The following is a 13,597-nucleotide window of genomic DNA, read 5'->3' on the forward strand; positions in this document are numbered from 1 at the left end:
GAAAACGATGCAGCGCGTCAGCGCCCGCGCTCCCACAGCACGTCCGAGCCGCCGTCCGCGCGGTTCAGCACGCGCGCCAGCACGAACAGCAGATCCGACAGCCGGTTCACGTAACGCCGCGGCGCATCATTGAGCGTGTCCGTGCGCCCGAGCGCGACGATCGAGCGCTCGGCGCGGCGGCACACCGTGCGGCACACGTGCGCGAGCGACGCCGCGCGCGAGCCGGCCGGCAGGATGAACTCCTTCAGCGGCGGCAGCGTCGCGTTGTAGTCGGCCAGCCACCGGTCGAGGCGCGCGAGATGCGTGTCGTCGAGCACCCCATGGCCGGGGATGCACAGCTCGCCGCCCAGATCGAACAGGTCGTGCTGGATCGTGACGAGCGCGGTGCGAACGTCGTCCGGAAGCGGCTCGGCGAGCAACACGCCGAGCGCCGAGTTCAGTTCGTCGACGTCGCCGATCGCGGCGATGCGCACGTCGTCCTTGCCGACGCGGCGCCCGTCGCCGAGGCCGGTGGTGCCGTCGTCACCCGTGCGCGTGGCGATCTTGCTCAAGCGGTGGCCCATGCGAATGTCCTCTCGTGCGCGGCCGCAGCGCGGCCAGGTGGGGTTGGTACGCGATTATCGCAGCCCGCGGCGAGGGCCGCACCGGACGTTGCAGCGTAGAATGAACCGAAAGTTCGACAAGCAGCCGTCAGGAGACACGAGTGAATCACCCCGACACGCCGGCCGCCACGCGCCGCCCCCTCCCGCCCGCGATGCTCGATGCGCTGCGCGCCGCCTTCGGCGAGCGCGTGTCGACCGCCGAGGCCGTCCGCGCCCATCACGGCCGCGACGAATCGCCGTTCGATCCGCAACTCCCCGACGTCGTCGTATTCGCCCGCAGCGCGGATGAAGTCCGCGAAGTCGTGTCGCTGTGCGCGCTCTACAGCGTACCGCTGATTCCGTACGGCGCCGGCTCGTCGCTCGAGGGCCATCTGCTCGCCGTGCGCGGCGGCGTATCGCTCGACCTGTCGGAAATGAACCGCGTGCTGTCGATCAACTCGGAAGACCTGACGGTCACGGTCGAACCGGGCATCACGCGCAAGGCGCTCAACGAAGCGCTGCGCGACACCGGCCTGTTCTTCCCGATCGATCCGGGCGCCGACGCCAGCATCGGCGGGATGACCGCGACCCGCGCGTCCGGCACCAACGCCGTGCGCTACGGGACGATGCGCGAGAACGTGCTCGGCCTGAGCGCCGTGCTCGCCGACGGCCGCGTCGTGAAGACAGGCTCGCGCGCGCGCAAGTCGGCGGCGGGCTACGACCTCACGCGCCTGTTCGTCGGCTCCGAAGGCACGCTCGGCGTGATCACCGAGATCACGCTGCGCCTGCATCCGCTGCCCGAAGCCGTGTCGGCCGCGATCTGCACGTTCCCGTCGATGGGCGACGCGGTGCGCACCGTGATCGAGACGATCCAGATCGGCGTGCCGATCGCGCGCGTCGAATTCGTCGATGCGCTCGCGGTGCGCTCGATCAACCGCCACTCGAACCTGACGCTCGCCGAGGCGCCGACGCTGTTCTTCGAATTCCACGGCACCGAAGCCGGCGTGAAGGAACAAGCCGAGCTCGTGCAGGCGCTCGCGGGCCAGAACAATGGCCAGGGCTTCGAATGGGCTACGCGCCCCGAGGACCGCACGCGGCTCTGGGCCGCGCGCCACAACGCGTACTTCGCGATGCTGCAGTTGAAACCCGGCTGCCGCGCGGTGACGACCGACGTGTGCGTGCCGATCTCGCAGCTCGCCGCGTGCGTCGAGGAGACCGAAGTCGACCTGCGCGCGTCGTCGCTGCCCTGCCCGATCGTCGGCCACGTCGGCGACGGCAATTTCCACGTCGCGATCCTGATCGATCCCGACAAGCCCGAGGAAATCGACGAAGCCGAGCGCATCAACGACCGGATCGTCGAACGCGCGCTGCGCCTCGGCGGCACCTGCACCGGCGAACACGGCGTCGGGCTGCACAAGATGCGCTTCCTGCCGAAGGAGCACGGCGACAACGCGATCGACGCGATGCGCGCGATCAAGCTCGCGCTCGATCCGCGCAACCTGATGAATCCCGGCAAGATCTTCACGTGCTGACACGGCGGCGCGCCGCCGCGCGGCCGCAGGAGACCCAATGAACGCTTCCGTCGAACTGTCGAGCGCGACCCGCGCGCAGCGCCAGCGCGAAGTCGTGCAGGCGCTGATGGCCGTGCTGCCGACGCATTGCCTGCTGTTCCGCGACGAAGACACCGCGCCGTACGAATGCGACGGCCTGTCCGCGTACCGGCGGCTGCCCCTCGCGGTCGCGCTGCCCGAAACCGAATCGCAGGTGCAGCGGATCGTGCAGATCTGCCGCCGCATGGAAGTGCCGATCGTGCCGCGCGGCGCGGGCACGAGCCTGTCGGGCGGCGCGCTGCCGATCGGCAACGGCGTCGTGCTGTCGCTCGCGCGCTTCACGCGCATCGTCGAGGTCGATCCGTACGCGCGCACGGCCACCGTGCAGCCCGGCGTGCGCAACCTCGCGATTTCGGAAGCCGCCGCGCCTTACGGGCTGTACTACGCACCCGATCCTTCGTCGCAGATCGCGTGCACGATCGGCGGCAACGTCGCGGAAAATTCCGGCGGCGTCCACTGCCTGAAATACGGGCTGACCGTGCACAACGTGATGCGCGTGCGCGCGGTCACGATCGAAGGCGAGATCGTCGAATTCGGCTCGCTCGGCCTCGACACGCCGGGCCTCGACCTGCTCGCGGTGATGATCGGCAGCGAAGGGATGTTCGCGATCGTCACCGAGGTCACGTTGAAACTGATCCCGAAACCGCAGACCGCGCAGCTCGTGATGGCGAGCTTCGACGATGTCGTGAAGGGCGGCGAGGCGGTCGCCGCGATCATCGCGTCGGGCATCATCCCGGCCGGGCTCGAGATGATGGACAAGCCGGCCACCCAGGCCGTCGAGGCGTTCACGCACGCGGGCTACGACCTCGACGCGAAGGCGATCCTGCTGTGCGAATCGGACGGCACGCCGGAGGAAGTGGCGGAGGAAGTCGTGCGCATGACGGCCGTGCTGCGCGAGCATGGCGCAACGCGCATCCAGGTCTCGCGCAACGAAAGCGAGCGGCTGCGCTACTGGTCGGGCCGCAAGAACGCATTTCCGGCCGCCGGGCGCATTTCCCCCGATTATTACTGCATGGACGGCACCGTGCCGCGCCGCGCGATCGGTCCGCTGCTCGCGCGCATCGAGCAGCTCGAGACGCAATACGGATTGCGCTGCATCAACGTGTTCCATGCCGGCGACGGCAACATGCATCCGCTGATTCTCTACAACGCGAACGATCCGGACGAGCTGCACCGCGCCGAGCAGTTCGGCGCGGAAATCCTCGAATGCTGCGTGGAATTCGGCGGCAGCGTGACGGGCGAGCACGGCGTCGGCATCGAAAAGCTCAATTCGATGTGCGTACAGTTCTCGCCGCAGGAGCGCGACGCGTTCTTCGCGGTCAAGCGCGCGTTCGATCCGGCCGGGCTGCTCAACCCCGACAAGGGCATTCCGACCCGTGCGCGCTGCGCGGAATACGGTCGCCAGCACGTGCGCGGGGGACTGCTGCCGCACCCCGACCTGCCGCGCTTCTGAGCACCGCGCGGCGGCGCGCCCCGTGCCGACGCGCGGGCCGCGACGTGCCGCCCTGCCCGCGCGCCGGCCATACGCGCGGCGGCGCCTGCATGCGTTCGTGATACGGGGCTTAGGGATAGTCGCGATGTGGATTCGCGCCACCCCGGTACAATCGACCGGACAACAAGACGAGACTGCAATAGAACATGGAAGAGGACGACATCGTCGCCGGATGGGCCGAGCGCATCCGCGCCGCCAGTGCCGACGGCCGGCCGCTGCGGATTCGCGGCGGCGGCACCAAGGACTGGTACGGCCAGGCGCTGGACGGCGAAATACTCGACACGCGCGCGTTGCAGGGCATCGTGTCGTACGACCCGGCCGAACTCGTCGTCACGGTCCGCGCGGGCACGCCGCTCGCGCAGCTTGAAACCGCCCTCACCGAGTGCGGCCAGATGCTGCCGTTCGAGCCGCCGCACTTCGGCCGCACGGCTACCGTCGGCGGCTGTATCGCGGCCGGCCTCGCGGGCCCGCGCCGCGCGACCTGCGGCGCGCCGCGCGATTTCGTGCTCGGCGTCACGCTGATGAACGGGCGCGGCGAGTTGCTGCGCTTCGGCGGCCAGGTCGTGAAGAACGTCGCCGGCTACGACGTGTCGCGGCTGATGGCCGGCTCGCTCGGCACGCTCGGGCTGATGCTCGAGCTGTCGATCAAGGTGCTGCCGGTGCCGGTCGCCGAAGTCACGCTGAAGTTCGAGATGACCGCGACCGACGCGGTGCGCAAGCTCAACGAATGGGGCGGCCATCCGCTGCCCGTCAGCGCGAGCGCGTGGCGCAACGGCACGCTGGTGCTGCGGCTGTCGGGCGCCGAGGCCGCCGTGAAATCGGCGAAGACGCTGCTCGGCGGCGAAGTCGTCGACGCGGTCGAGGCCGAACGCTTCTGGGCCGGCCTGCGCGAGCATGCCGATCCGTTCTTCAACGGCATCCCGCCCGGCTATGCGCTATGGCGCCTTGCGCTGCCGTCGATCACCGAGCCGATGCACCTGCCCGGCACCCAGTTGATGGAATGGGGTGGCGCGCAGCGCTGGTGGATCACCGACGCCGATGCGCAGACGGTGCGCATGAGCGCGAAGCAGGCCGGCGGCCATGCGACGCTGTTCCGCGCGGGTGACTCGTACGACCGCAGCGCGGGCGTGTTCACGCCGCTGCCCGCGCCGCTGATGAAGATTCACCGCGGGCTGAAGGCTGCGTTCGATCCCGCACGCATCTTCAACCGCGGCCGGCTCTACCCCGAGCTCTAAATGCAAACGAACCTCGCCGATTTCATCCGCAACACGCCCGACGGCGACGAGGCCGACGCGATCCTGCGCAAGTGCGTGCATTGCGGCTTCTGCACCGCGACGTGCCCGACCTACCAGTTGCTCGGCGACGAACTCGACGGCCCGCGCGGGCGCATCTACCTGATCAAGCAGATGGTCGAAGGCGCGCCCGTCACGCGCAGCACGCAGCAGCACCTCGATCGCTGCCTCACCTGCCGCAGTTGCGAGACGACCTGCCCGTCGGGCGTTCAGTACGGCCGGCTGGTCGAGATCGGCCGCAAGCACGTCGAGGCGCAGGTGCAGCGCCCGGTGCAGCAGCGCATCCTGCGCCGCGTGCTCGCGAGCCTCGTGCCGAACGCGGCGCTGTTCTCGCCGGTCATGCGGCTCGGCCAGCACGTGCGGCCGCTGTTGCCGAAACGGCTGCGCGACAAGGTACCGCCGCGCCAGCGGCTGCTCGAATGGCCGCAGCGCACGCATCCGCGCAAGATGCTGATGCTCGGCGGCTGCGTGCAGCCGTCGATGCTCCCGAACATCAACATCGCGACCGCGCGCGTGCTCGACGCACTCGGCGTCGAGACGATCGTCGCGCCCGACGCGGGCTGCTGCGGCGCGATCCGCCTGCACCTGAACTATCACGACGAAGCGCTCGCCGACGCACGCCGCAACATCGACGCGTGGTGGCCGTATATCGAGCAAGGTGCCGAAGCGATCGTCATGAACGCATCGGGCTGCGGCGCGACGGTGCTCGAATATGCGCACCTGCTGCGTGACGATCCGGCCTATGCGGAAAGAGCGCAGCGCATCGTCGCGCTGACGCGCGACATCTCCGACGTGCTGCTCGCGTTCGAGGCCGAGATCGCGACGCTCGCGCGGCGCCGCGCGATCCATACCGTCGCGTATCACCCACCGTGCACGCTGCAGCACGGCCAGCAGTCGCGCGGCAAGGTCGAGCGCCTGCTCGAGACGCTCGGCATCGAGGTGCGGCTGCCGGCCGACAGCCACCTGTGCTGCGGGTCGGCCGGCACTTATTCGCTGACGCAGCCGTCGCTGTCGTACCGGCTGCGCAAGCAGAAGCTGCTGAAGCTGCAGGCACTCGAGCCGCAGATGATCGTGTCCGGCAACGTCGGCTGTATCGCGCACTTGCAGAGCGGCACGCAGATTCCGGTCGCGCACTGGATCCAGCTCGTCGAGCATCTGCTGTACGGCTAGCGCGGCGCCGGCCCGGCCGGTCGCGCATGGCATCGCGTCCGTATAATGGGCGCATCGATGCGGCGCGTGCCGTGCCGCATCCGTTGCCGTATCCGCCGTGGTATCCGCTTCTCGTGCCTGCTTCCGTGCCCGTCATGTCCGATTTCGCCGCCCGTCTCGACTCCGTTCACCGCCGCATCGCCGACGCCGCCCGCGCGGCCGGCCGTGATCCCGCCACCGTCTCGCTGCTCGCCGTGTCGAAGACGTTTCCCGCCGACGACGTGCGCGCCGCGCATGCGGCCGGACAACGCGCGTTCGGCGAAAACTACGTGCAGGAATCGATCGACAAGATCGATGCGCTCGCGGATCTGCGCACCGAGCTCGAATGGCATTTCATCGGGCCGCTGCAATCGAACAAGACGCGCCCGGTCGCAGAACGGTTCGACTGGGTCCATTCGGTCGACCGGCTGAAGATCGCGCAGCGCCTCGCCGAACAGCGCCCCGCGCACCTGCCGCCGCTCAACGTGTGCGTGCAGGTGAACATCAGCGGCGAGGCGTCCAAGAGCGGCGTCGCGCCGGGCGACGTGGCCGAGGTCGCGCGCGCGGTCGCCGCGCTGCCGACGCTGCGCCTGCGCGGCCTGATGGCGATTCCCGAACCGGCCGGCGATACCGACGCGCAGCGCGCGCCGCATCGTGCGCTGCGCGCGCTGTTCGATACGCTGCGCGCCGACGGCCTGCCGCTCGACACATTGTCGATGGGCATGTCCGCCGATCTCGAGGCCGCGGTGCTCGAAGGCGCGACGATCGTGCGCGTCGGCACCGCGCTCTTCGGCGCACGCGACTATTCGCACTGAGCGCCTCCCCTGTTCCGCCTTTCCGTTCACTCTCCTGCTCAATCGACATCATGAAAATCGCATTCATCGGCGGCGGCAACATGGCCGCGGCCCTGATCGGCGGCCTGATCAAGCGCGGCGTCGCCGCTGACGGCCTGTATGCCATCGACGTCAACGAGGACGTCCGCGCGCGCGCCGCGCAGCAATTCGGTATCCGCACCGGCGCGGCCATCGACGCGACGCTCGCCGGCTACGACGCGATCGTGCTCGCGGTGAAACCGCAGGTCCTGAAGGACGTCGCGCAGGCGCTCGCCCCGCATCTGACGTCGCAGCTCGTGATCAGCATCGCGGCCGGCATCCGCGGCACCGACCTCGCCCGCTGGCTCGGCGACTACGCGCGCGTCGTGCGCACGATGCCGAACACGCCCGCGCTGGTCGGCATGGGCGTGACGGGCCTCGCCGCGCTGCCGGGCGTCGAGGCGGCCGGTCGCGAGCTTGCGTCGAACGTGCTCGGCGCGGTCGGCGAGATCGTCTGGTTCGACGACGAAGCGCAGCTCGACGCCGTCACCGCGATCTCGGGCAGCGGCCCGGCCTACGTGTTCTATTTCATCGAAGCGCTGCAGGAAGCCGCGCGCCGCCTCGGCATGAACGACGAACAGGGCCGCGCACTCGCGGTCGCGACGTTCGCGGGTGCCGCACAGCTCGCCGCGCAATCGGGCGAACCGGCGAGCGTGCTGCGCGAGCGCGTGACGTCGAAGGGCGGCACGACGGCCGCCGCGCTCGCGTCGTTCGACGCGCAGGGCGTGAAGGAAGCGATTGTGCGCGGCGCGCTGGCCGCCGAGGCACGCGCGAACGAAATGGGTGACGAGCTCGGCCGCGCGTAAGCGCGGCACGCTCCGCCGGGCTTCCGGCACCGGCAACAAAAAAGCGGCCTCGGCCGCTTTTTTGTTGGCATCGCGCGCCGGCGCGCGGCCGCTTCAGTTGCCTGCCGTGCCCGCCAGCAGGTAGTGCGCGGCGATCCCCGCGAACAGCACGCCGCCGAGCCAGTTGTTGTGCCGGAACGCCGCGAAGCACGGCATCCGCTCGCGGTCCTTGATCAGCGTGTAGTGATACAGCGCGCAGCCAACCGCCGCGGCCCAGCCGGCCCAATATGCGAGGCCGAAGCCGAGCGTCACGCCGATCCACACATAGATGCCGAGCGTCGCCGCATAGCAGAGCATGACGGCCGCGACGTCGAAGCGGCCGAACGTCAGCGCGGACGTGCGAATGCCGATCTTGATGTCGTCGTCGCGGTCGACCATCGCGTATTCGGTGTCATACGCGACCGACCAGAAGATGTTCGCGATCAGCATCACCCACGCGAGCATCGGCACCGTGTCCTGCACGGCCGCGAACGCCATCGGGATGCCGAAGCCGAACGCGATGCCGAGATACGCCTGCGGAATCGCGAAGAAACGCTTCATGAACGGATACGAGCCCGCGACGAACAGCGCGACGACCGACAGCTCTTTCGTCAGCGTATTGAGCGGCTGGATCAGCAGGAACGAGATGAAGGCCAGCACCACCGCGATCGCGACGGCTTCCCATGCGCGGATCTTGCCGGACGTCAGCGGCCGGTCGGCCGTGCGCTTCACGTGACGGTCGAAATCGCGGTCGGCATAGTCGTTCATCGCGCAGCCGGCCGAGCGCATCAGCAGCGTGCCGAGCACGAAGATCGCGAGCAGCGGCCAGCGCGGATGGCCGTCCGACGCGATCCACAGTGCGTTGAGCGTCGGCCAGAGCAGCAGCAGGCTGCCGATCGGCTTGTCCATCCGGACGAGCCGCAGATACAGGGGAAAGCGGGCAAGCATGGCGAAGCACCGGGAAGATAACCCCGGCATTTTAGAGCCGAGCGGCGGGTCACGTCATGTCGGACAGGCCCGCAGCCGGTTGCCGCGACCCGCGTGCCGGCCGCCCGGCCCGCTGCTGGCGGGCCGGGCAGTCCGCGCGTCAATCAAGGGACAGATGCGTGGCAGGCGCGTACCGCGCTGTCACCAGAATTCGATCCGACGCGGGCAGCAATACGGCCCCGGTTCGGCGCCGGACACCCGCTCACGCTGGCCGCGCGGCGCGCGACCGGCCGCACCGGACTTACGCGAGCAGCGACCGCAGCATCCACGCGGTCTTTTCATGCGTCTGCAGACGCTGCGTCAGCAGGTCGGCGGTCGGTTCGTCGCTCGCCGCATCGGCGATCGGGAAGATTTCGCGCGCGGTGCGCACGACGGTCTCGTGCCCTTCGACGAGCTGGCGGATCATCTCTTCGGCCGCCGGCACGCCGTTCGCCTCCGGCACCGACGACAGCTTCGCGAAATCCCCGAACGTGCCCGGCGCGACGACGCCGAGCGTGCGAATGCGCTCGGCGACCTGGTCGACCGCGAGCCACAGTTCGTTGTACTGCTCTTCGAACATCAGGTGCAGCGTGTTGAACATCGGGCCCGTGACGTTCCAGTGGAAGTTGTGGGTCTTCAGGTACAGCGAAAACGTATCGGCCAGCAGCCGCGACAGGCCGTCCGCGATTTTCTTGCGGTCCTTGTCGCTGATGCCGATGTTGATCTGCGTGGCGTTACCTTTCTTGGCCATCTTCGGGACTCCTCATTCGAAATGTTGAACCGGCGAAAATGCGTCGAGCAATCGGCATGCCGCACCGCGCGGCATCCGTCGCCACGTGCCAGTCTAGCGCGGCGAGCGAATCGCTGCGCTCAGCCGCCGGCACTCGAGACGATCGGCGCGAGCGCGTGCAGCGCCTGCGCGACCAGCTCGGCCGCACCGCCGACGACGATCGCGAAACCGACGATGTGCCGCGCCAGCCCGACCGGCGTGCGCAGCTCGGGCGCGGCGAACGCGGCGCGCATGTTCAGCATGATTTGCGTCATGGTCGTCACTCCTTCGACAAGACCTTGAATCGGAAGAAAAAACGGCCGGTCGCGCGACCGGCCGTTGCACGTTGCAACGTGACTGCGCTAGCGCGTCACGACATTCACGCGAGGTCGAAGCGGTCGAGGTTCATCACCTTGTTCCAGGCCGCGACGAAATCGCGCACGAACTTCTCGTTCGCGTCCGCGCTGCCGTACACCTCGGCCAGCGCGCGCAACTGCGAGTGCGAACCGAAGATCAGGTCGACGCGCGTGCCGGTCCACTTGACCTGACCCGTCGTACGATCGCGCCCTTCGAACACGTCGTTCGCGGCCGACACCGGCTTCCACTCCGTGCCCATGTCGAGCAGGTTCACGAAGAAGTCGTTCGACAGCGTGCCCGGACGATCGGTGAACACGCCGTGCTTCGCGTCGCCGACGTTCGCGCCGAGCACGCGCAGGCCGCCGACCAGGACCGTCAACTCCGGCCCGTTCAGCGTCAACAGCTGGGCCTTGTCGACCAGCAGCGCCTCGGCCGGCGTCTTGTACGCACCCTTCACGTAGTTGCGGAAACCGTCCGCGACCGGCTCGAGCACGGCCATCGCGTCGACGTCCGTCTGTTCCTGCGACGCGTCCATCCGGCCCGGTGCGAACGGCACCGTCACCGCGACACCGGCGTTCTTCGCGGCCTGTTCGACGCCGGCCGCACCGGCCAGCACGATCAGATCGGCGAGCGACACCTTCTTGCCGCCCGTCTGCGCATCGTTGAACGCCTTGCGCACGCTTTCGAGCGTCTCGAGCACCGTCGCGAGGGCGACCGGCTGGTTCACGTCCCAGTCCTTCTGCGGTGCCAGGCGGATGCGCGCACCGTTCGCGCCGCCGCGCTTGTCCGAACCCCGGAACGTCGAGGCCGACGCCCACGCGGTCGACACGAGCTGCGCGACCGACAGGCCCGACGCGAGCACCTTCGCCTTCAGCGCCGCGACGTCCGCGTCATCGATCAGCGGGTGATCGACGGCCGGGATCGGGTCCTGCCACAGCAGTTCCTCGGCCGGCACTTCCGGGCCGAGATAGCGCGCACGCGGTCCCATGTCGCGGTGCGTGAGCTTGAACCAGGCGCGCGCGAACGCGTCGGCAAACTCGGCCGGGTTCTCGTAGAAGCGGCGCGAGATCTTCTCGTAGGCCGGATCGAAACGCAGCGACAGGTCGGTCGTCAGCATCGTCGGGCGATGCTTCTTCGACGCATCGAATGCATCCGGAATCACTTCGTCGGCCCCCTTCGCGACCCACTGGTGCGCGCCGGCCGGGCTCTTCGTCAGTTCCCATTCGTAGCTGAACAGGTGCTTGAAGAAGTCGTTGCTCCACTTCGTCGGCGTCGACGTCCACGTGACTTCGAGGCCGCTGGTGATCGCATCGTGGCCCTTGCCCGATGCATACGCGCTCTTCCAGCCGAGACCCTGCTGCTCGATGCCCGCCGCTTCCGGCTCCGCACCGACGTCCGTCGCGGGGCCCGCGCCGTGCGTCTTGCCGAACGTGTGGCCGCCGGCGATCAGCGCGACCGTCTCTTCGTCGTTCATCGCCATCCGCGCGAACGTGTCGCGGATGTCGCGCGCCGCCGCGACCGGGTCGGGGTTGCCGTCAGGGCCTTCCGGGTTCACGTAGATGAGGCCCATCTGCACGGCCGCGAGCGGGTTCTCGAGATCACGGTCACCCGAGTAGCGGCTGTTCGGGCCGCCGCTCAGTTCCAGCCAGATCTTTTCCGAACCCCAGTAGACGTCGTCCGGTTCCCACGTGTCGGCACGGCCGCCCGCGTAACCGAAGGTCTTGAAGCCCATCGATTCGAGCGCGACGTTGCCGGTCAGGATCAGCAGGTCGGCCCACGAGATGTTGCGGCCGTACTTCTGCTTGATCGGCCACAGCAGCCGGCGCGCCTTGTCGAGGTTCGCGTTGTCCGGCCAGCTGTTCAGCGGGGCGAAGCGCTGCTGCCCGCCGCCCGCGCCGCCGCGGCCGTCGGCGATCCGGTACGTGCCGGCGCTGTGCCAGGCCATCCGGACGAACAGGCCACCGTAGTGGCCGAAGTCGGCCGGCCACCAGTCCTGCGACGTCGTCATCAGCGCCTGCAGGTCGCGCTTCACCGCCGCGAGGTCCAGCTTCTTGAATGCTTGCGCGTAGTCGAAATCCTTGTCCATCGGATCGGACAGCGCCGAGTGCCGGTGCAGGATGTTCAGGTTCAGCTGGTTCGGCCACCAGTCCTTGTTCGACGTGCCGCCGGCCGCCGTGTGGTTGAACGGACATTTCGCTTCGGTCGACATGCTTTTCTCCTTTATTTGCTCGTAAGCCCCCACTTGCCGGGCGCGGTTCGTGGAGCATTGCGGGGGATGAAACGGGAATCGGGGGCACCGGAGCGGCGTGCGGCGGCACTCATCCGCCGTAGACACGATCCGCCAGGTATGCGAACGCAATCGGGCGCAGGCTGCGGGTCGCCGCCCTCGCACGATTCAGGACTTCATCGCGCGACGGGATGTTCCGTTGCGCGTGCTGCAATACCGACCGCATCATGACATCCTCCTTTGACGCTTGCATTGAGGGTGCGAATCGGGCTGGCGAGCCGACGCCGATCCATGTAGAAGAGTGTATCGATATCTATCGACTTTTGTAATTTAATTAAAATAATCTATGCAATAGGCAAAAATAAACGGGGTCGCAAGCCCCGTTCATCATGCGGTCACGTATGCCGCCGTGCGCTCAGTTCATCGTCGCCGGCATGTCGAGCTTCGCGACGCCCGGCAGGTCGCACGCGGCGATCGCGTCGCTGATCGCGTCGATCGCCGGCATCCGCGTGAAGCTCTTGCGCCACACCAGCACGACCCGGCGATCGGGCACCGGTTCGTTGAACGGCACGTACGACAGCAGTTCGGCGTCGGGGCCGTTCGCGCGCGGGCCGATCTCGGCGACCGACATCCGCGGCAGCACCGTGATGCCGACCCCGCTCGCGACCATGTGGCGAATCGTTTCGAGCGACGAGCCCTCGAAGGTCTTCTGGATGCCGTCGGCTGTTTGCGAGAAGCGCATCAGTTCCGGGCACACGCCGAGCACGTGATCGCGGAAGCAGTGGCCGTTGCCGAGCAGCAGCATGGTTTCCTGCTTCAGGTCCTCGGCGTCGATCTCGTCGCGCTTCTCCCACGGATGGCCGGCCGGCAGCGCGACGACGAACGGCTCGTCGTACAGCGGCCGCACCATCAGGCCGGTTTCGGGAAACGGCAGCGCCATGATCGCGGCGTCGATCTCGCCCTGCTTCAGCAGTTCGAGCAGCTTCAGCGTGTAGTTCTCCTGCAGCATCAAAGGCATCTGCGGCACCCGCTGGATCATCTGCTTGACGAGCGTCGGCAGCAGGTACGGCCCGATCGTGTAGATCACGCCAAGACGGAACGGGCCGACGAGCGGGTCCTTGCCCTGCTTCGCGATCTCCTTGATCGCGAAGGTCTGCTCGAGCACGCGCTGCGCCTGCGTGACGATCTGGTCGCCGATCGGGGTCACGCTCACTTCACTCGCGCCGCGCTCGAAAATCTGCACGTTGAGCTCGTCTTCCAGCTTCTTGATCGCCACCGATAGGGTCGGCTGGCTCACGAAGCAGGCTTCGGCCGCGCGACCGAAATGCCGCTCGCGCGCGACCGCGACGATGTATTTCAGTTCAGTCAGGGTCATTGTGGGTCAATCAGATATATACAGGCGATAGGTTTAATTTATAC

The 13,597-nt window shown here is 68.1% G+C and carries 12 protein-coding genes; 6 read left to right on the forward strand and 6 right to left on the reverse strand.

What is annotated here, in order from left to right; translation table 11 throughout:
* Positions 1-17: 17 nt before the first annotated feature.
* Positions 18-563 carry a cob(I)yrinic acid a,c-diamide adenosyltransferase gene (locus SB771_RS19415; RefSeq protein WP_175661483.1) on the reverse strand — a complete coding sequence of 182 codons (546 nt, stop codon included), beginning with the start codon at positions 561-563 and terminating at the stop codon, positions 18-20.
* A 140-nt stretch (positions 564-703) separates the two neighbouring features.
* Here SB771_RS19415 and SB771_RS19420 point away from each other — a divergent pair, with 140 nt between their 5' ends.
* The 6 genes from SB771_RS19420 (at position 704) to proC (ending at position 7,841) form a co-directional block, all read left to right on the forward strand.
* On the forward strand, positions 704-2,113 hold the full coding sequence (locus tag SB771_RS19420; protein WP_175661484.1) for an FAD-binding oxidoreductase: 1,410 nt from the start codon (positions 704-706) through the stop codon (positions 2,111-2,113).
* 37 nt (positions 2,114-2,150) lie between these two features.
* On the forward strand, positions 2,151-3,644 hold the full coding sequence (locus SB771_RS19425; protein ID WP_011656020.1) for an FAD-linked oxidase C-terminal domain-containing protein: 1,494 nt from the start codon (positions 2,151-2,153) through the stop codon (positions 3,642-3,644).
* 185 nt (positions 3,645-3,829) lie between these two features.
* Complete coding sequence (gene glcE / locus SB771_RS19430) at positions 3,830-4,918, forward strand: glycolate oxidase subunit GlcE (RefSeq protein ID WP_126227188.1); 1,089 nt, start codon at positions 3,830-3,832, stop codon at positions 4,916-4,918.
* Positions 4,919-6,145, forward strand: a complete 1,227-nt coding sequence (gene glcF, locus SB771_RS19435) for a glycolate oxidase subunit GlcF (protein ID WP_011656018.1) — start codon at positions 4,919-4,921, stop codon at positions 6,143-6,145.
* Between the two features lie 134 nt (positions 6,146-6,279).
* Complete coding sequence (locus SB771_RS19440; protein WP_175661485.1) at positions 6,280-6,978, forward strand: YggS family pyridoxal phosphate-dependent enzyme; 699 nt, start codon at positions 6,280-6,282, stop codon at positions 6,976-6,978.
* 50 nt (positions 6,979-7,028) lie between these two features.
* Positions 7,029-7,841, forward strand: coding sequence for a pyrroline-5-carboxylate reductase (gene proC / locus SB771_RS19445; protein ID WP_175661486.1), 813 nt, complete (start codon positions 7,029-7,031; stop codon positions 7,839-7,841).
* Between the two features lie 93 nt (positions 7,842-7,934).
* Here the strand turns inward: proC and ubiA are convergent, their stop codons facing one another.
* The 5 genes from ubiA to SB771_RS19470 all read right to left on the reverse strand — a co-directional run bounded on the left by ubiA (position 7,935) and on the right by SB771_RS19470 (position 13,553).
* Positions 7,935-8,807 (reverse strand): 4-hydroxybenzoate octaprenyltransferase, encoded by an 873-nt coding sequence (gene ubiA / locus SB771_RS19450; protein ID WP_011656015.1) that lies wholly within the window; start codon positions 8,805-8,807, stop codon positions 7,935-7,937.
* 280 nt (positions 8,808-9,087) lie between these two features.
* Positions 9,088-9,576 (reverse strand): non-specific DNA-binding protein DpsA, encoded by a 489-nt coding sequence (gene dpsA / locus SB771_RS19455; RefSeq protein ID WP_011656014.1) that lies wholly within the window; start codon positions 9,574-9,576, stop codon positions 9,088-9,090.
* A gap of 119 nt (positions 9,577-9,695) precedes the next feature.
* Positions 9,696-9,869: a hypothetical protein gene (locus SB771_RS19460; RefSeq protein WP_175661487.1), complete on the reverse strand. Its 174-nt coding sequence runs from the start codon at positions 9,867-9,869 to the stop codon at positions 9,696-9,698.
* Positions 9,870-9,973: 104 nt separating this feature from the next.
* The gene (katG, locus tag SB771_RS19465; protein WP_175661488.1) at positions 9,974-12,160 is read right to left on the reverse strand and encodes a catalase/peroxidase HPI; all 2,187 of its coding nucleotides are present in this window, start codon (positions 12,158-12,160) and stop codon (positions 9,974-9,976) included.
* 433 nt (positions 12,161-12,593) lie between these two features.
* On the reverse strand, positions 12,594-13,553 hold the full coding sequence (locus tag SB771_RS19470) for a LysR substrate-binding domain-containing protein (RefSeq protein WP_012363132.1): 960 nt from the start codon (positions 13,551-13,553) through the stop codon (positions 12,594-12,596).
* Between the last annotated feature and the right edge of the window lie 44 nt (positions 13,554-13,597).

It is taken from the genome of Burkholderia sp. SIMBA_051, from assembly GCF_046534915.1.
Taxonomy (GTDB): domain Bacteria; phylum Pseudomonadota; class Gammaproteobacteria; order Burkholderiales; family Burkholderiaceae; genus Burkholderia; species Burkholderia ambifaria.

Bases quoted from the DNA above. Each gene is read 5' to 3' on its own strand.
- SB771_RS19415 (WP_175661483.1), bottom strand. From the start codon at position 563: ATGGGCCACCGCTTGAGCAAGATCGCCACGCGCACGGGTGACGACGGC.
- SB771_RS19425 (WP_011656020.1), top strand. From the start codon at position 2,151: ATGAACGCTTCCGTCGAACTGTCGAGCGCGACCCGCGCGCAGCGCCAG.
- glcE (WP_126227188.1), top strand. From the start codon at position 3,830: ATGGAAGAGGACGACATCGTCGCCGGATGGGCCGAGCGCATCCGCGCC.
- glcF (WP_011656018.1), top strand. From the start codon at position 4,919: ATGCAAACGAACCTCGCCGATTTCATCCGCAACACGCCCGACGGCGAC.
- SB771_RS19440 (WP_175661485.1), top strand. From the start codon at position 6,280: ATGTCCGATTTCGCCGCCCGTCTCGACTCCGTTCACCGCCGCATCGCC.
- proC (WP_175661486.1), top strand. From the start codon at position 7,029: ATGAAAATCGCATTCATCGGCGGCGGCAACATGGCCGCGGCCCTGATC.
- ubiA (WP_011656015.1), bottom strand. From the start codon at position 8,807: ATGCTTGCCCGCTTTCCCCTGTATCTGCGGCTCGTCCGGATGGACAAG.
- dpsA (WP_011656014.1), bottom strand. From the start codon at position 9,576: ATGGCCAAGAAAGGTAACGCCACGCAGATCAACATCGGCATCAGCGAC.
- SB771_RS19460 (WP_175661487.1), bottom strand. From the start codon at position 9,869: ATGACGCAAATCATGCTGAACATGCGCGCCGCGTTCGCCGCGCCCGAG.
- katG (WP_175661488.1), bottom strand. From the start codon at position 12,160: ATGTCGACCGAAGCGAAATGTCCGTTCAACCACACGGCGGCCGGCGGC.
- SB771_RS19470 (WP_012363132.1), bottom strand. From the start codon at position 13,553: ATGACCCTGACTGAACTGAAATACATCGTCGCGGTCGCGCGCGAGCGG.